Origin of the sequence: Synechococcus sp. A15-62 (assembly GCF_014280075.1) — a bacterium.
In the GTDB taxonomy this organism is placed as follows: Bacteria; Cyanobacteriota; Cyanobacteriia; order PCC-6307; family Cyanobiaceae; genus Parasynechococcus.
The window spans coordinates 1,384,881-1,405,735 of record NZ_CP047950.1; the positions used below are offsets into that span (position 1 = coordinate 1,384,881).

Genomic DNA, 20,855 nt, shown 5'->3' on the forward strand with positions numbered 1-20,855 from the left:
GGTGCATCGCTCCGAAACAATGCACCTCAAACAAGTTGGCTGGGCCGCTGGGCTGATGCTCCTGGCCAGCAGCGTGCAGGCTGCTCCTCAGCCTGAGATTCAGGAGTTGTTCAAGGCGAGTCGTACCCCCGGCAATCGGGTGGTGGCCTATCCGCAAGGAACACCGGAGATGCGGGTGGTTCGCGTCGGCCTGCCGGTGGGAGCAACGATTCCGCTCCACACCCATCCATCACCCGTGGTTGTTGTGGTGACCAAGGGCGCGATGACCAACGTGCGCCTGGTGGACGGCAACGAGGTTGTGAGCGTGGTGCGGCCTGGTGATGGCTTCCTCGAGGGCCATCCGGATGAACCGCACTATGTGACCAACAAAGGCTCTGAACCGGCAGAGGCGCTGGTGACCTTTGCCAGTGTTGAAGGCCTGCCGAACATGGTTCCGATGCAATAAGCGATCACTTCACTTGATCAAAAGCCTCGTCCCATCTGACGAGAGATGAACGTTCATGGGTCATCGGAATGAATGATCCGAATGGCATTGGCATAAACACCAATCAGGATCGCCGCCAAGACAAGAACCATCGCTGGTTTGACTTCGTCTCCAGGTGGTCTAGGGCTACGGCACCGGACACAACCTCCCTCAACTGAGGGATTGCTGGACCATCGTCTTTCCCCCGAATGGGGGATGGACGCCACCCCAAAGCAGCCCTTATAAAGATCTCTTGACTGGCACACAAGCGACGTGGGGACAGGGCTAGACCGGAACCAGCCCTTCCATGAGGCGCCGTGATTGATCCAATCGTCCTTCCATCACTGCTGGGACTGTTTGTTCTTTCCGTGATCCTTGAAACCGTCAAAGACGACCGGCAGCGTCACCACCATCACCGGCATTGAGATCTGGCTGAAACTTCCTTCACCACGGTCGCGGTGATGATCAGCGCCAGGAAAAGGATTTCCATCGCGACGTGCAGTCAGTACTTGTCGTGAAACACCGTTCCAATGGCTGTTGCTGTGAAGACAACAGCCAGCAAGGCGAGGGCCATGGACGGAAGCGAAGCACCCTTCTGTGATGGCATCGAACACACGCCCCTGGGCGTATCGAAAAGCACCGTCCAAATGGAATCGGCAGAAGTCCCTAGGAGCAAATCTGACGGACCAGGCCCTGTCAGCGAGCAGGAACACTGCACAAAACACTCATTGTGGGTGGCATCCCGGTTGAGCTACACCGTGCTGGTCTGTGGCTAAGCCATGAAGATCGACAGCGCCAACGCTCAACCCATGGGAAGCCTGATCTTTGAAGGGGGACACAAGCCCTTCCATGCCCTGGCCTGTCCCCTGAAGCCGGCTTCGGTGCGCATCAGCAAGAAGGCCTGAGGACGAACCACGGGGGCATGACCCGGCCTGATGCAGGCTGGAGGACTGTTAAACCCGTAACAGCGTGAACCCGAGCAACCTGGAGCCTGGGCTGGCGAACGACAGCCGACTCTTGGTGGCGGCGTTTTATGCCTTCACGCCCCTGGATGACGAGCGTCGGGAGACATTGCTGAGCAGCTTGCCGACCCTGGCCCGCAATGGCAGCGTGCTCGGCTCGGTATTGGTGGCCCATGAAGGAGTGAACGGCACGATCAGTGGACCGGAATCAGCTGTTGATGCGGTGCTGAATCACCTGCGCGCCTCGTTGGATCTGGGCGACGACCACTACGCACGGCTCGAGGTGAAGCGCAGCTGGGCCAACAAACCGGTGTTCCGACGCTTCAAGGCCCGCCGCAAAAAGGAAATCGTGACCATCGGCGTGGCCAGCGTGGATCCCAGCACCAGCGTGGGCACCTACGTGGAACCCGAACACTGGAATGCCCTGGTGGATGATCCCGACACCCTGGTGATCGACACCCGCAACAGCTACGAAACGGCGATCGGCACGTTCGAGGGGGCCATCGACCCCAGCACCGAGAGCTTCCGAGACTTCCCGCAATGGGCAGAGTCCACGCTGCGGCCCCTGATCGAACGGCAGGGCAGCAAACGCATCGCCATGTTCTGCACCGGTGGGATCCGCTGCGAGAAAGCCAGCAGCTATCTGCAGCAACAGGGTTTCGGGGAGGTGCACCACCTGCGCGGCGGCATCCTCAAGTACCTCGAGCAGGTGCCAGAGGCCGAGAGCCGCTGGCAAGGGGAGTGCTTTGTTTTTGATCAACGGGTGGCGCTGAACCACCGGCTGGAACCAGGAGAGCACAGCCTTTGCCACGCCTGCGGCCTGCCGGTGTCAGCCCAGCAACGCGCACTGCCGAGCTACATCAAGGGGGTGCAGTGCCTGCACTGCGTGGATCGCTTCAGCGATGCCGACCGGGAACGCTTCGCCATGCGGCAACGCCAGATCGATAAACGTCAGATCGAAAACCACAAGATCAACCGGCAGCAGGCCTGAGCCGTCAGGCCGCATCGGACAATCCCTGCAAGGGACCACCCCGATGCCGTGCTGCCGATCCTCTACAGCTTTCGACGCTGCCCTTACGCCATGCGCGCCCGCTGGGCTCTGCTGGAGGCAGGACTATTGGTGCAGTGGCGGGAGATCGCACTGAAGGCCAAACCGGCAGAGATGTTGGCGGTTTCCCCCAAGGGCACGGTGCCCGTGTTGGTGCTGCCGGATGGCAGCGTAATCGAGGAAAGCCTGGGGGTAATGCACTGGGCCCTGGATCAGGCGGACCCTCGCGAGCTGCACAACGGCGGCGACGCCTCAGCGCTGATCGAGCAGAACGACGGCGCGTTCAAACATCATCTCGACCGCTTCAAGTACACCGACCGCTACCCCGGCACCAACAAAGACGAGCAACGCGCCGCTGGCCTGGCCATCCTTCAGAAGTGGAACCAGAGGATCGCTGATCTGGGCTGGTTGCTGGGCACACACTGCTCGCTGGCCGATGCCGCCCTCTGGCCGTTCGTGCGGCAGTGGCGCATCGCCGATCCCGAGGGATTCGACAACGACAACAGCCTGGAAGCCCTGCGCCACTGGCTCCAGCGTTTCCTCGAGGATCCCCGCTTCGAACGGCTGATGCAGCGGGCCGACCCCTGGAGTGCCGGGGGGCAACAACACCACTTCCCTGCCGATGCCGTGGCGGTGCCCCTGGATCAGCCGCTGTTTCACCTGGCTCTCAAAACCGACTGGCAGGCCGCCCAGGTCAGCGGCAGCTACCGCATCTCCACCCGGGGGATGACGTTGGAGCAGGTGGGCTTCATCCACTGCTCCTGGCAGGAGCAGGTGCAGGCCACCTTTGAGCGCTTTTATGCCGACGCCGGCGAGGTGCTGCTGCTGGAGATTGATCCCGCGGCCGTGAACGCCCCGCTGCGGGCCGATGCCATCCCCACTGGCGAACTGTTCCCCCATCTCTACGGGCCGCTGCCCCTGACGGCAGTGCGCTCGGTCGGCAGCATGCCCGCGGCAGCATGACTGGACGACCATGACCGTGGCCAGCTCCCGATCGATGCTTGAGCAATTAGAAGCCGAGGCCCGTGAACGGGGCCTACTGCTGAGGTTGCAGGTGGGCCGCCCCCTGGGGCTGTGGAGCCTGCGGCTGGTGGTGGCCCAGCAAGCCGCCAGCGGCAGCCTGCTGCTGCTGGGGGAAATGAAGGGATGGGCCTATTCCGCCGCCACGGGCCTGCAGCTCGACACGATGCGGGTGATGCCAAAGGCGCCTACCGGCGTAGGGGATCTGGTCTGGGCAGCCACCATGGCCTGGGCCCAGGAGGCCACACCCTGCTCACGGGCCCGGTTGCTGGCCATCCGCGACGACGAGCAGCAGCACCGCCGGCTGGTGCGCTACTTCCGCCAACGCGGCTTCAGCAAAACTCGCGATGTGGAAGCAGCGCTCTGGGATCTGCCCCTGCGCATGGTCTGGGGCGGCGCCGGTGCTTTGATGAGTGGTGATCTATCCACCGTGCTGGAGCGCAGTCTGCGGGGCTGGCGTCAGTCGGCGGCGTGATAGCTGCTGCGCACCAGCGGACCACTGCGCACCTGGGCAAAGCCCAGCTCTCGGGCCACATCCGCCAGCGCATCGAACTCCTGCGGCGTCCAGTAGCGGGCCACCGGAATGTGCTCCAGCGAGGGGCGCAGGTACTGACCCAGGGTGATCCGTTGGCAATCCACGCTGCGGAGGTCGTGGAGGGTGGCGATCACCTCCTCGCGGCTTTCCCCCAGGCCGAGCATCAGACCACTCTTGGTGGGGATCTCCGGCGCCAACTCACGGGCAGCCGCCAGTAAACCCAGGGATCGTTCATAGGTGGCACCGCGGCGCACCTCCCCCTGCAAACGCTGCACCGTTTCCAGGTTGTGGTTGAAGCACACCGGCTGGGCCGCAAGCACTGTGGCCAGCCGCTGCCGTTGGGCCGCCAAGGCCTGAGCGTGATCCGCCACACCCCCCCAGAAATCGGGGGTGAGCACCTCCAAGGCGATCAGCGGATTGCGGGCTCGGATCGCCGCCATGGTGCTGGTGAACAGGCTGGCGCCGTGATCGGCGAGATCATCGCGGGCCACTGCCGTGAGCACCACATAACGGAGCTGCATCGCCTCCACCGCATCGGCCACCCGCTCGGCTTCGGCGGCATCCACCGGCATCGGGGCCTGGCCCTTGTCCACCTGGCAGAAGGCACAGCTGCGGGTGCAGATCGAGCCACCCAAAAGAAACGTCGCCGTTCCGGCGGCATAACACTCGCCGCGGTTGGGGCAGCGCCCCTCCTCACAGATGGTGTGCAGGCGGTTCTGCTTCACCAGCCCCTGCACCCGCTCCAACTCCGAGGCGTTGCCGATCGGTCGCCGCAGCCAGTCCGGCAATCGCTCGACCGGAGGGATGGCGCTGTACTTGCTCATAGCGGCCGGCGCCCCTCCAGGGCGCGGCTGAGGGTGACCTCGTCGGCGTATTCCAGTTCACTGCCCATCGGCAGGCCATAGGCGATCCTGCTCACCGAACAGAAGGGCTTGAGCAACCGCCCCAGATACAAGCTGGTGGTGTCCCCTTCCACGCTGGGGGTGAGGGCCAGGATCACCTCACTGATCTCCTCGTTGGTGATGCGCTGCACCAATTCGGTGACGTGCAGCAACTCCGGGCCGATGCCGTCCATGGGTGAGATCAGTCCACCGAGCACGTGGTAGCGCCCCTGAAATTCACGGGTGCGCTCCAGCGCCAGAAGATCGCGGGAATCGGCCACGACGCAGATCACGCCGTTGCGGCGCTCGGGATTGCGGCAGATCTCACATTCGGGATCCGCGGAGAGGTGGAAGCAGGTCTGGCACTGACCCACCTGGGCGCGGGCCGCCAACAGAGCATCTGCGAACTGATGGATCTGCTCCTGCGGTTGGTTCAACAGGTGCAGCGCAAGCCGCTGGGCCGTGCGCGGGCCGATGCCAGGCAGACGCTCGAACTGATCAATCAGCCGGGCCAACGGTTTGGTGAAGCCGCTCAGGGATCTGCCGCCGATTCGGGAAATGTAGGAGTTGCGGAGATCATCTGCCGCAACAGTGGTCACGACCATCAGGCCTCAACGGCAGAATGGCCCGTGGATTGATCGCCCCGCTGATGCAGCTCCTCCAGTCTCTGAGTCGCGTGATCCTTTGCGGCGTCCTGGCACTGGTGCTGGGGGCCTGCGCAGCAGGACCGACGGCAGGGCTGCAGTCGTACCAAAGCCCGGATGGCCGTTTCGCCTTCCTCTATCCCACCGGTTGGACCGAGGTGCAGGTGAGCAACGGCCCCCGTGTGGTGTTTCACGACCTGATCCACAGCGATGAAACCGTGAGCCTGATGATCAACAAGGTGAACGAAGACAACGAGCTGAGTGAACTGGGCAGCGCCGTGGCCGTTGGCGAGCGCCTGCGCCGTGAGGTGATCGCCACCGCCGGCAGCGGCCGCACCGCTGAGCTGGTGGAAGCACAGGAACGTGAGGTGAATGGCCACACCTTCTACGACCTGGAATACGCCGTGCACTTAGAAGACCGAGACCGCCACGAGCTGGCGACCGTGGTGGTGGATCGGGGCCGGCTCTACACCCTGGCCACCAGCGTCAACGAAGACCGCTGGGGCAAGGTTGGCGACCTCTGCAGCCGGGTGGTGCGCTCACTGACCCTGCTGATCTGATCAGAACAAGAACCGGAAGCCCCCCTCACCGGCTTCACGGGCATCGGTGCCACTGCTCGACGTCGCCGGCCACTCCGTGTCCAAGTAGCTGATGCCATCGGCATTGAACGGAACAGCCTTCAGGCTGGAAGCCTGTAGATCGGTGGTGCCCATGGCGGTGATCAATCCACCCAGTTCCATCGGCCCCAGATCCGTCTGCAAGGCCTGGCCCGCAGCGGTGATCAACGCCGGCAGGCGGATCAGATTCTGCGGTTGTTTCATCTGCTCAAACAGCCCCTTCAAGGCCAGCTGCTGCCGTTCCAGCCGGCCGAAATCGCCGCGGCCATCGTTGCGCCAACGCAGAAAACCCTCCAGATCCTTGCCCTTCAACAGCTGGGGGCCTGGCTGCAGATCAATCACCAGGTTCTGGCTGCGATCGACGTAATACAGGCGCTTGGGAACGTCCACTTCGATGCCTCCCACCAGGTTGGCCAGAGTTTCAAGCGCATCCAGGCGCACCACGATGTGGTGGCGGATCGGGCGGTTCATCAGGCGGGACAACTCCCGCTCCACCGCCTCCACTCCGCCGTAGGCCATCAACGCATTGAGCTTGATGCCACCGAAGCCCTCGGCATCGATGTAGCTGTCGCGGGGGATCTGGGTGATCGACGTGGTGGTGCCATCCACCCGCACCGTGAAGATCACATCGGTGTTGCTGCCGGAGCGGTCCCGGCCCAGCACCACCACCTCCCTGGCCCCGAAGCCGGTCCAGCCAGCAAACGGGTTGGCCAGCGGCGCGGGTTGAGGCAACGCGAAGGATTCATCTTCCGTGCTGGATGGCGCTGTGATCAACCGGCTCAGGGGAACCGAGAGGATCAGACCGCCGCTGAGACCCGCCACCACAGCAGCAGCCACCGGCCAGTTCATGGCCACGGAGGACGCCTTAGCAGGGGGGGCTTGTGGCATGGAACACACGCTATGCAGCATCTTGGCGCGCTCGTCCCATCTCGGGTAGGGGGCGAAGCCCTCCTTTAAACCAAGGGGTCGCTGATCACCATCGAGGCGCAGGGCAGCTGGCGGATCAATTTGCTGGTGCGATCACTGCCGGGAATCGGCAGACCGGCCACCCGCCTGCGCTGGGTGCGCAGGATCACCAGGTCGTGTTCGCGGCTGAGGCGATGAATGGCCCCATCGATGCCGGGCCCCCGCACGATCACGATGTGAAACCGCTCCTCAGGGATGCCCGGCGGGCGCCAGCGGATCAACTGCTGTTCCATCCAATGACGGTCCTGCCCGCTGAAGCGGGGATCGTGCACATGCAGCAGGGTGATCCGGACGCGCTGATCCTCCGGGGCTGAATTGATCACCCGCAGCGCCAGTTCAAACTGCTCGCGGGCGCTGGCGGAGAGGTCTTTGATCGGAACAAGGATCCGGCCCAGGCCGCTATCGGTCTCACGGCCCAGATTCACCACCACCACCGGGCAGTGGGCCGTGCGGCAAACCCCATCGACGATGTCGCCCATCAGCCAGGCCCGGAGTTGATCGCTGCGGGCTGCACCGATCAGCAACAGATCCGCAGCCTGTTCCAAGGCCGTGCGGCTCATGCCACCGGCGATGTCTTCATCCAGCCGCAGCAGGCTGCGGGTGGGCACCGCCAACTGGGCACCGATGCTCTCCGCTGTGCTGAGGCGTCCGCGCGCTGCGGCAACGGCCCGGTTCAACCCACCGCGCATCTCTTCGAGGCTGGGATTCACCATTGCCAGGGGAAGCAGCAACCCTTCAGCCCCCGATGAGCCCTGCACCAGGCGGGCCGCCATGCTCAACAATCCCTTCTCAGTGCTGGGGTTGGCCACCGGCACCACGATGCGCAGGGGGCGCTGCACCACCTCATTGACGCCATCCAGCACCGCCGCCTCCTCACCGAAGCTGACCGGCACCGCATCAGGCCTGGGATCCTTGAGCCGTGTCACCGATTGCTCGGTGAGGATCGGCCCAAGAGTGGCCGTCACCACCATCACCGCCAGCACGCTGTTGAGCACGGTCTGATTGAGCAGACCCGCCTGGTAGCCGATGAAGGCCGTGGCCAGGGTCGCCGCCACCTTGGGCATCGTCAGCGACCACATCATCAGGATCTGGGCGCGGCGGTAACCGAACAGCCGTCCGCTGAGCCAGGACGCCAGACCCTTGCCGCCGATGGCCCCCACCAGCATCAGCGCGGTGAACTGAAAGTTGCCCAAGCTGTCGCCAAGGCTGCCCAGATCCAGCAGCAATCCCAGATCGATGAAGAAGATCGGGATGAACAACACCCCACCCACAAAAATCAACTGTTCCTTCACCCGGCCCTCGGGCAGCACGGAATTCACCGCCAGACCAGCCAGAAAGGCGCCGACAATCTTCTCGACGCCGGCCAGCTCAGCCCCCAGGGACGCCAGGAACAGGGCCACCAGAACAGCGAGCACCATCCGGTTTTCATCGCTGATGCCCCGCAGCACCAGGCGCCGGCCGAGCCAGCGGATGCCGATCACCACCACCAGAGCGAAGCCACCGATCTTGAGCAGCAGCAGGCCCAGGCCCAGTCCGCTGAGGCTGCCCTGGCCCAGCCCCAGCCCCACCGCCAGGAGCAGCAGGGCCACGATGTCGGTGAAGATCGTGCTGCCCACGCTCACCACCACCGACTCATCCTTCTGGGCGCCGTAACTGCGCACGATCGGATAGCCCAAAGGGGTGTGGGTGGCCATCAGGGCACCGAGCAACAGGCACGACACCGAGGCGAAGCCCGCCATCAGGCCGATGGACACGCCCGTGCCCACGCCGATCAACAGGATCAGCAGGCCATAGATGAACGAGCGGCGCTTGACCCGGTTGAACTCCTCGAGGTCAATCTCAAGACCCATCGTGAACAGCAGATACACCGCCCCGAGATCGGAGAGGAGCCGCACCGTTTCGCTGCTGCTGTCGACCCAGTTCAAAGCGTGGGGACCCACCACCACGCCAGCCGCCAGCAAGCCCACCAGATCGGGCAGACCCAGCCGCCGGATCAGCGGCGGCACCGCCGCACTGATCGCCACCAACAGTGAAAACACCCCGAGGGGGTGATGCATGACATGGCTGATCGAGGCCTGCATGGCCATGGCTGCACCGCCGGCTTGCAGACCCAGCATGGTCGCCGGATCTGACGGCAACAACAGCTGCTTCAGGAAGCGATAACCCCTTCGCCGGCCTGCACCTGCCAGAGGTTGGTGTAGATGCCGCCCTGGGCCACCAGGCTGTCGTGGCAACCCTGCTCCACAATCCGGCCCTGGTCCATCACCACAATCCAGTCGGCATAGCGAACCGTGCTGAGCCGGTGGGCGATCACCACGGTGGTGCGCTGCTGGGTGATCTGCGCCAAGGAGCGCTGAATCGCGGCTTCGGTGTCGTTGTCCACTGCTGCAGTGGCTTCATCAAGCACCAGCACCGGTGCATCCTTGAGGATGGCGCGGGCCAGGGCGATGCGCTGGCGTTGTCCGCCCGAGAGGCGCTGCCCCCGCTCCCCCACCAGGGTGTCGTACCCCTGGGGCAAGGCGTCGATGAAGCCAGCGGCTTCCGCCAGGCGAGCGGCCTGCTCAATCGCCAGCGGATCGGGATCCGCGACCCCATAGGCGATGTTGTCGGCCACGGTGCCGTGGAAGAGGTAGACGTCCTGACTCACCAGGGCGATGCAGCGGCGCAGGTCCTGCAGCTGCAGCCTGTCGATGGGGACCCCATCCAGGCAGATGCGTCCGCCATCACGCTCGTACAGCCGCAAGAGCAGCTTCACCACGGTGCTCTTGCCGGAGCCCGTTGCCCCGACGATGCCAAGGGTCGATCCCGCCGGCACGGTGAGATCGAAGCCCTGCAGCAGCGTTGCTCGACCGGCATAGCCGAAATCCACCGCTTCAAAGCGAATCTCACCCCGCAGCCGCTGCGGATCCACCGGCACCGTTCCTCCCTGGATCAACACTGGCGTGTCAATCAGATCAAGCACCCGTTGCGTGGAGGCCATCGAGCGCTGGTATTCATCCAGCGTTCGGCCTATGGCGGTTAACGGCCAGAGCAGCCGCTGGGTGATGAACACCAGAACGCTGTAGGTGGCCACCGGCAGTTCACCGGCCAGAGCCTTGAACCCACCGATCAACAGGATCGCCAGGAAGGCGAACAAAATCGCGAAGCGAATCAAGGGGATGAAGGCCGCCGAGAGACGAATCGCCCGGGCATTGCTCTGGCGGTAGGCCAGGCTTTCCGCCCGCAGGCGCTCCAGTTCAAGAGCTTCAGCGGTGAAGCTCTTGATCGTGAGCATCCCCCCCAGGTTGTTGGCGAGCCGGGAGGAGAGATCGCCCACCCGGGCCCGCACCTCCCGGTAGCGCGGCGCCAGCTGGCGCTGGAAATGCAGCGAACCCCAGAGAATCACCGGGATCGGCAGGTAGGCGAACAGCGCCACCTCCGGCGCCACCATCGCCATGCCAATGCCCACCACCAGCACGGTGGTGATCAACTGCAGGATCTGATTGGCACCCCGATCCAGAAACCGTTCGAGCTGGTTGATGTCGTCATTGAGCACCGCCATCAGGCGGCCGGTGCTGTCCTGCTCGAAAAAGGCCAGCTCCAGCTTCTGCAGATGGTCGTAGGCCTCGAGCCTCAGGCTGTGCTGGGTGGTTTGCGCCAGGTTGCGCCAGAGCACGTCGTAGAGGTACTCGAACAGCGACTCCGCCGCCCAGATCACAAAGGTGAGCAGGGCCAGACCCCACAGTTGCTGGCCGGCGGTCTTGAGCCCGAAACCCGCCAGCACGGACTGCTCCTTGAGCAACACCACATCCACCGCCAAGCCGATCAAGATCGGCGGCGCCAGATCGAACAGCTTGTTGAGCAGGGAGCAGGTCACCGCTGCAACCACCAGGCGGCGTTGGGGCGCCAGATGGCCCAACAACCGCATCAGGGGGGAGCGAATTGCTGAAGCTTTCCTGAGGGTTCCTTCCGACACGGTTTTCACCCCTGAAGACGCACTACAACAGAACCACAACTGAAGGAGGTGCCATGAGCCGATCAAGGTCGTTCAACCGCTTTCACCGCTACCTGGCGCGGCAAAAACGCCGCGGACTTCGGGCTGTGCTGCCCCAGTTCCAGGACGCCCGTGATCATCAGCAAAGCCCAGCAGACAGCAGCAATAACGTGCTGCGTCGGCTGAGCTTGCGTGAAATCGAAATGGACCTGATGGAGGCCGAGGCCTGAACCTCAGCCGCGGTAACCGCCGCCACCACCACGGGGGCCGCCGGAGCGCTCCCGGGGGGTGGCTTTGCTGACGCGGATCATCCGGCCCATCCACTCCACGTCCTGAAGGTCGTCGATGGCTTTCTGCTCATCGGCATCGTTGACCATCTCGACGAAAGCGAAACCGCGTTTGCGGCCGGTCTCACGGTCCAGGGGCAGGCTGCAGTTCTTGACCTCGCCGTACTCACTGAAGAGATCGAAGAGGTGCTCCTGCTCCGCCTGGAACGAAAGATTGCCGATGTAGATGGTCATGGACCGTGGAACCGTTGAACGTGCTCAGTCGCTTGAGCCGGTTCCGAAAGCTCGGAAAGGGCCAGTGCTCAAGCGTGAACCCGATGACGTTACAGGGCAGTCGCACGAATCAACACAAAAAAAAGAAGCAATTGCGAAGACTCGCCAGCAACTGAGCCATCCACCCCATTGTCAGAAGACCCTGACACAGGAGAGAGATGACATTCGACGGCCTTTGTTTCCAGGCTCTGAGCTGGACCGCTGATGGAGAGCTGGATCCAGTGGACAAACTTGTGCTGCTCAACAACTTGATCCGGCAGGCCACGCCGAGCGAGCAGATCGAGTTGATTCAGGTGGTGGAGAAATTGGCTCTGTTACAGCCCGAGGCCACTGTTCAGGTGAGCCATCTCTGACCGTTCTTGATCCCCCGGGGATCAAAGGCCGTAAGTCTCGGCTGCCTTGGCCTTGCAGGTGGCCTGCGCCATCTGGATCCCCGCCCTGTTCTGGACCTCGGCAAGGAAACAACGGCAGGTGTCGTCCACCATGCCCTCCGGAGGAACAGTCCCTGCCCGTTGCAGCTCGGCCTTCACAGCTGTTCTGCAGAACTGGGTGATCAGGCTGTTGTCCGAAGCTGAAGCGGCCAGGGGAGCCGAAAGCAGGCCAACAGCCAGCAGCGCACGCATCAAGAGGCCTTGCTGATTTGCAGTTCGCGGTTCATCACGCGCAGGCGTTGAAGGCTGTTGAACACATCCTCCGGCATGCCCTTGGGAAGATCCACCAGGCTGTGATTGTCAAAGATCTGGATGCGACCGATCATCCGGCCCTGTAGTCCTGTCTCGCCGGCGATAGCGCCCACCAGATTGCCGGGTTTGACCCGATCGCGGTGACCCACCTCAACGCGGTAACGCTGCATGTTCTCCTCAGGTGCCCGTACCGGACGCTCGCGCCGCTCACGGCGGTCTCCTGAATTTCGATCGCGGTCGCGGTCGTTGCGGCGGGTGTTCTGAATCCAGTCGTCGTCACCCTTGCGCAGCAGCGCATCGGGTCCGATCGCCAGGTTCAGTGCTGCCATGGCCAGCTGCTCGGGGCTGAGCTCGAGTTCCGTGGCCACCCGCTGCATCAACTCCTGAAGCAAGGCCGCTTCATCGGCATCAGGGCGTTGAGATTGGGCTGCATCACTCAAACGTTTGCGCAGGCGGTCGAGCCGTCCCTGGTTGATGGCCGTGTTGCCGGGCACCTCCATCGCTTCGATCGGCTGCCCCGTGGCCCGCTCGAGGTTGCGGATGAAGCGCCGTTCCCGTGGGGTCACGAACAGAACCGCTTCGCCGGTGCGTCCAGCCCGGCCCGTCCGGCCGATGCGGTGCACGTAGGCCTCGCTGTCGAACGGCATGTCGTAGTTGATCACCAGGCCGATGCGCTCCACATCAAGACCCCGCGCCGCAACGTCGGTGGCCACAAGGATGTCGACCGATCCACTGCGCAACCGCTCCACGGTGCGTTCCCGTTGGTTCTGGGGAACGTCGCCATTGAGCACCGCCACCTGATGACCGCCTGCCTCAAGGGTTTCAGCCACGGTCAGGGTGATCGCCTTGGTGCGGGCGAAGATGATCACACCCTCACCACCACAGGCGTCGAGAACCCTTTGCAGAGCTTCGAGCTTGTGCGGCATCGGCACCGTGATCGAGCGCTGGCGGATCCGCTTGCCTTCCTGATCCTTGGTGCGGATCGTGACCTCAGCAGGGTCCTTGAGATAACGCTTGGACAGACGACGGATCTCCGGAGGCATCGTCGCTGAGAACAGCACCACCTGACGCTGCTCAGGAAGCTGATCGAGGATCCACTCCACATCGTCGATGAAGCCCATGCGGAGCATTTCGTCCGCTTCATCGAGCACCAGGCTGCGCAGACCACTGGTGTCGAGCGTGCCCTGACGCATGTGGTCCATCACCCGGCCTGGGGTACCCACCACCACATCCACACCACGCCTGAGAGCACTGATCTGGGAGCGGAAATCCGTGCCGCCGTACACCGCCAGCACCTTCAGATGGGGATGGCCGGCGGAATAGGCCTTGAACGATTCGGCCACCTGCATCGCCAGCTCCCGTGTGGGGGCGAGAACGAGAGCCTGGGGTGTTTTCTGGCCGCTTTCCAGACGCTCGAGCAACGGCAACGCAAACGCTGCTGTTTTACCGGTGCCGGTCTGGGCCTGACCCACCAGATCGCGGCCGAGCATCAGCTCGGGGAAGGCCGCCTTCTGAATGGGGGAAGGTTCGCTGTATCCCTTGTCCGCCAGGGTGCGGAGCAGGGCCTCACTGAACCCAAAACCGGCAAAACCGGATTCCGGTTCAGCCGATGTGATGGTTGTGGTGAACACCTCAGCATTGGAGTTGGCTTCCGGCAGGTCGGATGCAGAAAGATCCACTGCGCAGGCGGAATCGTCGCGCTGCTGTTGCTGTTCAGTCATGGAAGGTGGCTTCGCCTGATTGATCTCTGAAATCAGGCTCACAACCTCCCTGCAACGTAAGAGTTGCCCTCTGGTTGTGTTGCCTACGCTTCAAAGGTTGGCCCTCAAGTTATCACCCGGCCGTAATCATCCTGCAGCCGTTCGATGTCGTCTTCCCGCAGATCATCACCGTGCTGAACTTCCAGAATCAGCAGATCTGAACCGTCTGCACGGGCGCGATGCACAGCGCCGCAGGGGATCGAGAGCATGACGCCCGCGCTGGCCGCGTGCCATGTCTCACCGCAGAGCAGAGCCCCCGAACCCGACACCACGGTCCAACTTTCGCTGCGATGACGATGCCGCTGCAGGGACAACTGCTGCCCGGCATGAACCAGCAGGCGTTTGACCAAATAGTTGTCCCCCTGGGTCAACGTTTCGTACCAGCCCCAGGGACGCTCAACCCGCATCAGTCCACCCGCGTCAGATCAGCGTCACCAGATCAAGGCTGGCACGGGCTCGCGTGATCGCTGTGTAGAGCAAACGGCGTTGATGGTCAGCAGCCGGGCCATCCTCGAGGGGATCGGGCCAGAGCACGATCACCCGATCCGCCTCACTGCCCTGGGCCCGATGGATGGTGAGCGCCACAGCGGGCTCCAGACGCTGCAAACGGGCTGGATGCAGACGGCGCACTTGCAGCTGGCCATCGGGATCCACCACCTGGAACAACAGGCGTTGTTCAGAGCCTGCCCCGATCACAACCCCGAGGTCGCCATTGGCCAAGCCGAGTTCCGGTTGATTGCTGCCGCAGATCACCGGCAAGCCGATCGGCCAACGCTCAATCTTGTCGGCGGCATTGGCCCCCAGCAGCGTGCGGTGCACATCTTCAAGACTCCACGGCCCCCGGCGGCGTGGACAGAGCAACAGGTCCTGCTCGAGCAGCGCAAACAAGGGCCGGGACTCCGCCATCAGCTCCTGTTCGCTGCAGCGGTCGAGATCAACCGTCAGCGCCTGCAGCTGCTGGAGGCGCTCCAGCCAGCGCTGGCGCACCAAGGCTGGAAAACGACGCAGGGGGCTGGGATGCACCTGCAGATTGGCCTGCGCAGGCAACGCAGCCAGATCCGCAGCGAACGCGGCCAGATCCCCCTGGCGCAACTGGTGCGCCACCTGGGCCAGCGCACCGCGGTTGCGGTAAGTGCGCTCGAGGTGCACCGCCCCTTCACCGAAGCGACTGCGAACGTCCGGCTGCTGAAGCCGGTGCCAGACCGCTCCACTCCCCACCGGCGGCAGCTGGGCTGGATCCCCCACCAACAGCAGCCGGCAACCGCTGGGCAACGCCTCGAGCAGGGCCTGGGTCAAGGCCAGATCCAGCATCGACATCTCGTCGATCACCAGCAGATCCAGCTCAAGGGGACGCTGGCGGTGCCTGCCGAAGCCACGGCTGCCGGCCTCCAACCAGCGGTGGAGGGTGCTGCAAGGCAACGGAGCCCGTTGCGCCAGCACCGCATCCCCCAGGCGCCGGGCCGCCTTGCCGGTGGGGGCCGCCAAACCGATGCGCAGGCCGGGATGGCGGGCTTCTGCCCGGGCCAGAATCTCCACCACCGTGCTGGTTTTGCCCGTACCCGGACCACCGCTGAGCAGCACAACCGAGGCCTGATCCAAGGCGCGCACGGCAGCGCACTGTTCAGCGTTGAGACGATCCGACAGCTCGGGATCGACTGCCTTGACGGGCTTGGGAACCGGAGCGTGGGCCCGCTCCACCAGCTCGGTCACCACCTGCTCCATAGCCTGCAACCAGCGGCGCCAGCCCAGCCGATCAGCCTGAAGCAGCAGGGGAGAGGCATCGCCTTCCAGCCAGCCACTGGCTTGGGCAACGGCCAGCCGTTCCGGCGTCAGCGCCACCGTCAACTCTCCCTGCTCCAAGGCCAGCACCAGGTCGCGACTGAGCTCCTCCAGGGCGGGGCCATCCACTTGGGGCGGGATCCGACGTCGCAGGGCAGCATGGAGGCCAGCCGTGAAGCTGGAGGGCCACGTGCTGGTTCCCGGGGGCAGCAACTCCGTCACGCCGGCACCTCCCCCAGAGCTCGATCCAGGGCTGCGATGCGATTGAGCGGCACGGATTCAACGATGCGTCCCGGTCCGACAGCATCCTCCGGAGAGGCACTCACAGCTCCGGGCATCCCCCGCAGGAAGCAGTAGACGTACCCCCCCAGATGCTGCTCCGGGTTGTAATCCGGCAGCCGCCAACGCAGATGGCGGTGCAAGGCCACCAGGTAGAGGTGGGCCTGCAGGGGGTAGTGGTGGTGCAGCATCTGCGCCTCCATCGCCTCCTGGGAGTAGTGATGCGGTCCGCACAGTCCGGGCTCAGCACTGGTGCGCCGTTCACCGATCCAATTGCTCTTCCAGTCGAGAACCCACCAGCGTTGGTGCTGGGGGTCCTGGAACACCAGATCGATGGAACCGGTGAGAAACCCGCGGCTGTTGATCGAGAGCGACGCCAGCGCCGGGCTGTAGGAGCGGCCAAAACGGGCCTCGGCATCACAACCGAAGGCGGCCACCAGATCGACCGTGCGTACGTGCTGCACCGGCAGATCAAAACTGAGTTCAGGCAGGCGCTGGTGCGGCCCCAGCCGATCCAGCGACAACGCCCCCAGCGGTCCCCCGAGGGGCGTCTTCAACACCTGCTCCAACCCCGTCAACACATCGTTTTGCAGATCGGGATCAAGCCCGGCCCGGCGCAACTCGGCGGCGATCAGCTCGTGCCGTTGGCGGGGTTCCGTGGCCTCCGCCGCAGAAAAGGGGAACTGTTCGAGGATCCGGTGCAGACAGTCCCCGGCCCCGGCCCCGCGCGGAAAGGCCGCCAGCGGCCCCGTCTCAGACCATGCCGGTTCTGCCCTCGCCGCCATCAGTTCCAACGTCGATTCCTCAGCGCCGGGATCGCGATCGCGACCCTGTTCATGCAGCTGAACGTCGTCGGATGAAGCAATCCAGGCCGAGTAACTGGCCCGGCCCCAACTCCGGTCGATCCGCTTGGGGATGGAACCAAGGGCCAAGGGCTCGGCCAGCAGCGGAGGCCGCCAACACTTGCCACTGGGCAGGCTCTCGACCAGGCCATCGATGCTGATCGGAACCTGTCGCTCCGCCAGGGCTTGGCTCAGCCGCTCATCGGTGAGGCTGTCGATCGCATCCCCAGCGGCCTCAGCTCCGAACAACCAGGCGGGCAACGGGGAATCCTCCTGGCCGTTGGCCCTGGCCCAGATCAGGATCAATTGGGTTTGGGCTCGGGTGACCGCGACATAGGCCAGCCGCTCGGCCTCCGCCGCAGCGTCCTGCTGCGCCTGTTGCGCGGCCTGCCAGCCCTCCCCCCAATGAACATCCACCCGCGCCAGGCACTCCCCAGAGCGCGGATCACGCCAGAGCGGACCGGACACGGCTGGGGGCGACTGCCAGAGATAGGGGCAGATCACCACCGGATATTCCAGCCCCTTGCTGCGGTGGACGGTGACCACGGCGATGGCGCTGTCGGCCTGATCGCTGTGGGGCTGACGGGCCTCCGGTACGGGCTGGCTGGGGTGCAACCGCTCCCGCCGCAACCAATCCGCCGCGGTGGCCACATTGAGCCCCTGGCGGTGCATCGCCTCCTGCACCAGCCGTGCCGCCTGCTGCAGATCCCCCAGCATCCGGCCCCGTTCCGACAGCCCCGCCATCTGTTCGCCGTTGAGCAGATCGGCCAGAGCCCCGAGCAGACCCAGCCGCGGCATCAGCTCAGCCCAACCACGCAGCTGCAGCGCCAGCTGATCCAACCGCCCCGGCTCCAGAGCATCGGGCGCGATGTTCATCAATCCAGAGCAGGCCAGCAGGCGCAGGCGAGCGTCGTCGCCCGGTTCCGCCAGGGCATCGAGGAACCACTGCAACAGCAATGCGGCTTCACTGTCGAGCACATCGCCCTGGGTCACCAGGCGGGTGGGAAGCCCGCAGGCCCCCAGGGCGCGGCGCAGGTCTTCCGCCTGTTGATGACGACTCACCAGCACACAGAGATCCGCTGGGGTGAGGTCGTCCCGTTGCTGCAGTTGCTCCAGCACCATCGCGGCGAGCCGTCGGGGCAGATCTGCTTCCAGGGCACTGCGGCTGGAGGGCGCCTCCGTGGAGAGCAGTAGCAGTTGCAACGCCGGGGCATCCTGGGGTGAGGTGGCGGAGCTGCGGGGCTGCACCGCGGGCACCGGCAGTTCAGATCGGGGGAGACCCGGAGCCATTAAGCGGTTCAACCCCTCCATCAGCGGTGCCGTTGTGCGGAAGTTGTCGAGCAGGTGATCGATCCGCTCCACCTGATCCCGCGCGGCCATGTAGGTGGCCAGATCACCACCACGGAAGCGGTAGATCGCCTGCTTGGGATCCCCGACCAACAGCAGCAGGTGGCGTTCACCACCACCGAAGGCGCGCTGCAACAAGCGCCACTGCACGGGGTCGGTGTCCTGAAACTCATCCACCATCACAGCCCGGTAACGCTGTTGCAGCGGTGCAAGCCAGGCAACAGCGTCATCGCCGGGATCCATGGCGGCCAACAAGCCACCGAATGTGATCACCCCACGTCGGCGACGGCGGCGGTCCAGCTCCTGCAAGCCCCGTTCCAGGAGGTACTGCCAGGTGCGCTCAATCGGTGCATCCCAGAGCGCCGCTACGGCGGCCTGCAGAGCCGGCATTACCAGGCTGGGGTCGGTCTCACCGCACTTGCGCGCGACCTTGCACCAACTGCCGGGGTGGAAGTACTCCTTCAGCGGCTTCTCACGGGCGGCAATCTCCAGCAGCGATGGCACTGAGGTCTGCCCATCCAGCCACTGGTTGATCTGCGCGCAGCGATCGGTCTTGGGCTTGGCGGAATAAGGGGTGGTGGTTCCACAGCCCTGGGCTTTCCACTGCTCGGCCGCTTGACGGAACCCGGCATCCAGGGCGGCATGGTCCCGCTGCCAGAGCGGCACGAAGTCGTCCCAGAGCTGCGCCAGCCAGTGCTCCAGCTGTGGGGCGAGGGGCTGGTCGAGATCGATCGCCCCATCAACGGCCCTGAACCGCGGCTGCTGTTCGCCATCGAGTTGCGCCAACCCCCTGCGCAAGGTCAGGGGAGAGAGGCCGCGTTGACGCAACGCCTTGAACTGATCCGGCGGCAGGCTGAGCAGCTCCTGTTGCCACAGGTCCTGAACCACCTCGGCCTGGAGCGCGGAGGCGTCGGTGTCCAGCTGAGGCTCCATCGCCGCAGCGTTGCTGAGGGCCAGACGGCGCAGGCTGCGGCGGCAGAAGCCATGGATGGTGGTGATGTCGGCCCGGTCCAGCTGCTCGAGGGCCACCAGCAAGCGCCGAATCCACCGCTGACGTGCCTCCCCTGGCTCGGAACCCGACAGCCAGTCCGCCAGGACGGGGTCTGGAGCGGAAGCCTCCATCCCCTGCTCCAGCTGTTCGAGGCCCTGCAACGCCTGTTGCAGCCGCTGGCCGATGCGGGAGCGCAGCTCTTCGGCCGCCGCATCGGTGAAGGTCACCACCAACAACGCCTCGAGGGAGTGGTCGGCCTCCGTGATCAACCGCAGGCAGAGATGCGCCAGAGCAAAGGTTTTGCCGGTACCAGCGCTGGCCTCAAGCAGGCGGACCCCAGGGCCGAGGAGGTAGGTGTTGGAATCGAAGCGCTGGGCCATGGATGGAGTCTGCTCAACTCCGACCTCAAAACCAGTGTTAACTTCCATGAAGCAGCCGGCGAAAGCTGCGAACTGGACTGGGTGTCGTCACACCCCAGAACAGAAGACGACCTAAGCGGGGGCCTGAAGAACCCTCGCTTTTTTATGGGCTTGTGAACGGATGCAACCCAACCCTTGAGAGAACAGGGGCTTGTGCGGGTGCGGGGCCATCAGGCCAACACGTTGGTGAAAGCCACCGGCCTGTTGTGTCCCCCGAACGTCGTCAGAAATTGGCCCAGCTGCTGGTGCGCAAGGCCGCCGCTGTTGAAAGCATCAACCAGGAACATCGGGCCTACTTCTTCCGCCGTCAGGCCGGCGAGCCCATGGTGGTTTCCAACGAACGCATGCGCGAAATGCTCGAGGAGCTTTTCGACTAACGCAGGTTCGCCATAAAGGGAAATCAACAGCGCGAAAACAGAAATTTAACCAGTAACACAACAGAGCAAGCAGTGCACTTTATTAGTGACAAAAAAGAGAAATCGCCAATACCTGGTTAATCATGCCAACATCAAACCGATCAAAGTTGAGCATTTTTGCAAGCAATAAAAAGTATTCAGCCTGTTTAAATTACACGCTGTGTCAACCAGGAACCACCACAAAATTAATAAGACAAATAATCCCAGGAGACAATGATTACATACCAAGAAAAATCAATAAAAAACCAGCAAAAGGATACCTAAACATTACCTTAATCCAGGACTAATCCCCACACAACACGATTACAAGAAACCGAAAACACCTAGCGTCTAACCTCAGGCTAGAATTCACTAGGATTATCCTAAAATTAGAACACATTTCCACCTCTTGACACAAGATTCTCTCATCGAGAAACTAATAAGTGCAAATAATTCACTGACTATATAGAGCTCCAACAAGTCCGATTTGAGCCCTACAAAACCTATACTACATCCCAATTAATTTCAATAATAGAGAATCCGCGGAGGTCAGCAAGGAAAGTGAGGCCAACCCCCATCTGCTCGCGATATTAAAAATTGAACCAAAGACCACTCGACACTTACCACACCTATTTACACACGAATAAGACCACACACAAGGAAGCCAAACAGTCAATTAGGGAGCCAAAGA

General features: G+C 63.5%; 20 protein-coding genes. 9 read left to right on the plus strand and 11 right to left on the minus strand.

Translation table 11 applies throughout. From position 1 onward, the window contains the following. Position 1 precedes the first annotated feature (1 nt). From SynA1562_RS07950 to SynA1562_RS07965, 5 genes are all read left to right on the plus strand, one after another. Positions 2-445: a cupin domain-containing protein gene (locus SynA1562_RS07950; RefSeq protein ID WP_255445600.1), complete on the plus strand. Its 444-nt coding sequence runs from the start codon at positions 2-4 to the stop codon at positions 443-445. A gap of 797 nt (positions 446-1,242) precedes the next feature. Continuing rightward, positions 1,243-1,368, plus strand: a complete 126-nt coding sequence (locus SynA1562_RS13030; RefSeq protein WP_255445601.1) for a hypothetical protein — start codon at positions 1,243-1,245, stop codon at positions 1,366-1,368. 64 nt (positions 1,369-1,432) lie between these two features. Beyond that, a complete protein-coding gene (locus SynA1562_RS07955) occupies positions 1,433-2,416 on the plus strand; it encodes a rhodanese-related sulfurtransferase (RefSeq protein ID WP_186493435.1) in 984 nt (327 codons plus the stop codon). A gap of 48 nt (positions 2,417-2,464) precedes the next feature. Further along, positions 2,465-3,436 (plus strand): DUF952 domain-containing protein, encoded by a 972-nt coding sequence (locus SynA1562_RS07960; RefSeq protein ID WP_186493436.1) that lies wholly within the window; start codon positions 2,465-2,467, stop codon positions 3,434-3,436. Positions 3,437-3,470: 34 nt separating this feature from the next. After that, entirely contained in the window at positions 3,471-3,968 is a 498-nt protein-coding gene (locus tag SynA1562_RS07965; protein ID WP_186495363.1) for a hypothetical protein, read from the plus strand. Here the strand turns inward: SynA1562_RS07965 and lipA are convergent. Together lipA and recR are read right to left on the minus strand one after the other, a co-directional pair. Beyond that, entirely contained in the window at positions 3,953-4,852 is a 900-nt protein-coding gene (gene lipA, locus SynA1562_RS07970) for a lipoyl synthase (RefSeq protein WP_186493437.1), read from the minus strand. The two genes, SynA1562_RS07965 and lipA, sit on opposite strands and share 16 nt — an antisense overlap. Continuing rightward, complete coding sequence (gene recR, locus SynA1562_RS07975) at positions 4,849-5,424, minus strand: recombination mediator RecR (protein WP_186495364.1); 576 nt, start codon at positions 5,422-5,424, stop codon at positions 4,849-4,851. Before recR ends, lipA begins: the two co-directional genes overlap by 4 nt. 107 nt (positions 5,425-5,531) lie before the next feature. Here recR and psbP point away from each other — a divergent pair, with 107 nt between their 5' ends. After that, a complete protein-coding gene (gene psbP / locus SynA1562_RS07980) occupies positions 5,532-6,113 on the plus strand; it encodes a photosystem II reaction center PsbP (protein ID WP_186493438.1) in 582 nt (193 codons plus the stop codon). Here the strand turns inward: psbP and SynA1562_RS07985 are convergent, their stop codons facing one another. From SynA1562_RS07985 to SynA1562_RS07995, 3 genes are all read right to left on the minus strand, one after another. After that, entirely contained in the window at positions 6,114-7,058 is a 945-nt protein-coding gene (locus SynA1562_RS07985) for an LCP family protein (protein ID WP_186493439.1), read from the minus strand. 65 nt (positions 7,059-7,123) lie between these two features. After that, a complete protein-coding gene (locus SynA1562_RS07990; protein ID WP_186495365.1) occupies positions 7,124-9,223 on the minus strand; it encodes a cation:proton antiporter in 2,100 nt (699 codons plus the stop codon). A 62-nt stretch (positions 9,224-9,285) separates the two neighbouring features. Then, positions 9,286-11,043 (minus strand): ABC transporter ATP-binding protein, encoded by a 1,758-nt coding sequence (locus SynA1562_RS07995; RefSeq protein WP_186495366.1) that lies wholly within the window; start codon positions 11,041-11,043, stop codon positions 9,286-9,288. Positions 11,044-11,144: 101 nt separating this feature from the next. On the opposite strand from SynA1562_RS07995, the gene SynA1562_RS08000 reads away from it, so the two are divergent. Beyond that, positions 11,145-11,339 (plus strand): hypothetical protein, encoded by a 195-nt coding sequence (locus SynA1562_RS08000; RefSeq protein WP_186493440.1) that lies wholly within the window; start codon positions 11,145-11,147, stop codon positions 11,337-11,339. A 3-nt stretch (positions 11,340-11,342) separates the two neighbouring features. Here SynA1562_RS08000 and SynA1562_RS08005 read toward each other — a convergent pair whose 3' ends face one another. After that, complete coding sequence (locus SynA1562_RS08005; protein ID WP_011364605.1) at positions 11,343-11,630, minus strand: RNA-binding protein; 288 nt, start codon at positions 11,628-11,630, stop codon at positions 11,343-11,345. Between the two features lie 197 nt (positions 11,631-11,827). Between SynA1562_RS08005 and SynA1562_RS08010 the strand changes: the two genes are divergently transcribed. Beyond that, on the plus strand, positions 11,828-12,022 hold the full coding sequence (locus SynA1562_RS08010; RefSeq protein WP_186493441.1) for a hypothetical protein: 195 nt from the start codon (positions 11,828-11,830) through the stop codon (positions 12,020-12,022). A gap of 21 nt (positions 12,023-12,043) precedes the next feature. Here the strand turns inward: SynA1562_RS08010 and SynA1562_RS08015 are convergent, their stop codons facing one another. From SynA1562_RS08015 to SynA1562_RS08035, 5 genes are all read right to left on the minus strand, one after another. Next, positions 12,044-12,292, minus strand: coding sequence for a hypothetical protein (locus tag SynA1562_RS08015; protein WP_186493442.1), 249 nt, complete (start codon positions 12,290-12,292; stop codon positions 12,044-12,046). After that, positions 12,292-14,073, minus strand: a complete 1,782-nt coding sequence (locus SynA1562_RS08020; RefSeq protein ID WP_186493443.1) for a DEAD/DEAH box helicase — start codon at positions 14,071-14,073, stop codon at positions 12,292-12,294. The genes SynA1562_RS08015 and SynA1562_RS08020 overlap by 1 nt, the downstream gene beginning before the upstream one ends. Positions 14,074-14,177: 104 nt before the next feature. Then, a complete protein-coding gene (locus SynA1562_RS08025) occupies positions 14,178-14,519 on the minus strand; it encodes a phosphomannose isomerase type II C-terminal cupin domain (RefSeq protein WP_186493444.1) in 342 nt (113 codons plus the stop codon). Positions 14,520-14,532: 13 nt separating this feature from the next. Next, on the minus strand, positions 14,533-16,113 hold the full coding sequence (locus tag SynA1562_RS08030; RefSeq protein WP_186493445.1) for an ATP-dependent RecD-like DNA helicase: 1,581 nt from the start codon (positions 16,111-16,113) through the stop codon (positions 14,533-14,535). Then, on the minus strand, positions 16,110-19,730 hold the full coding sequence (locus SynA1562_RS08035; RefSeq protein WP_186493446.1) for a UvrD-helicase domain-containing protein: 3,621 nt from the start codon (positions 19,728-19,730) through the stop codon (positions 16,110-16,112). The genes SynA1562_RS08030 and SynA1562_RS08035 overlap by 4 nt, the downstream gene beginning before the upstream one ends. 245 nt (positions 19,731-19,975) lie before the next feature. Here SynA1562_RS08035 and SynA1562_RS08040 point away from each other — a divergent pair, with 245 nt between their 5' ends. Then, positions 19,976-20,146 carry a hypothetical protein gene (locus SynA1562_RS08040; protein WP_186493447.1) on the plus strand — a complete coding sequence of 57 codons (171 nt, stop codon included), beginning with the start codon at positions 19,976-19,978 and terminating at the stop codon, positions 20,144-20,146. The last annotated feature ends 709 nt before the right edge of the window (positions 20,147-20,855 follow it).

Coding starts and splice junctions, on each gene's coding strand:
- SynA1562_RS08005 (WP_011364605.1), bottom strand. CDS start 11,630: ATGACCATCTACATCGGCAATCTTTCGTTCCAGGCGGAGCAGGAGCAC.
- SynA1562_RS07985 (WP_186493439.1), bottom strand. CDS start 7,058: ATGCCACAAGCCCCCCCTGCTAAGGCGTCCTCCGTGGCCATGAACTGG.
- lipA (WP_186493437.1), bottom strand. CDS start 4,852: ATGAGCAAGTACAGCGCCATCCCTCCGGTCGAGCGATTGCCGGACTGG.
- SynA1562_RS08025 (WP_186493444.1), bottom strand. CDS start 14,519: ATGCGGGTTGAGCGTCCCTGGGGCTGGTACGAAACGTTGACCCAGGGG.
- SynA1562_RS07990 (WP_186495365.1), bottom strand. CDS start 9,223: ATGGCCATGCAGGCCTCGATCAGCCATGTCATGCATCACCCCCTCGGG.
- SynA1562_RS07965 (WP_186495363.1), top strand. CDS start 3,471: ATGCTTGAGCAATTAGAAGCCGAGGCCCGTGAACGGGGCCTACTGCTG.
- SynA1562_RS08000 (WP_186493440.1), top strand. CDS start 11,145: ATGAGCCGATCAAGGTCGTTCAACCGCTTTCACCGCTACCTGGCGCGG.
- SynA1562_RS08010 (WP_186493441.1), top strand. CDS start 11,828: ATGACATTCGACGGCCTTTGTTTCCAGGCTCTGAGCTGGACCGCTGAT.
- SynA1562_RS08035 (WP_186493446.1), bottom strand. CDS start 19,730: ATGGCCCAGCGCTTCGATTCCAACACCTACCTCCTCGGCCCTGGGGTC.
- SynA1562_RS08020 (WP_186493443.1), bottom strand. CDS start 14,073: ATGACTGAACAGCAACAGCAGCGCGACGATTCCGCCTGCGCAGTGGAT.
- SynA1562_RS07995 (WP_186495366.1), bottom strand. CDS start 11,043: ATGCGGTTGTTGGGCCATCTGGCGCCCCAACGCCGCCTGGTGGTTGCA.
- psbP (WP_186493438.1), top strand. CDS start 5,532: ATGGCCCGTGGATTGATCGCCCCGCTGATGCAGCTCCTCCAGTCTCTG.
- SynA1562_RS13030 (WP_255445601.1), top strand. CDS start 1,243: ATGAAGATCGACAGCGCCAACGCTCAACCCATGGGAAGCCTGATCTTT.
- SynA1562_RS08015 (WP_186493442.1), bottom strand. CDS start 12,292: ATGCGTGCGCTGCTGGCTGTTGGCCTGCTTTCGGCTCCCCTGGCCGCT.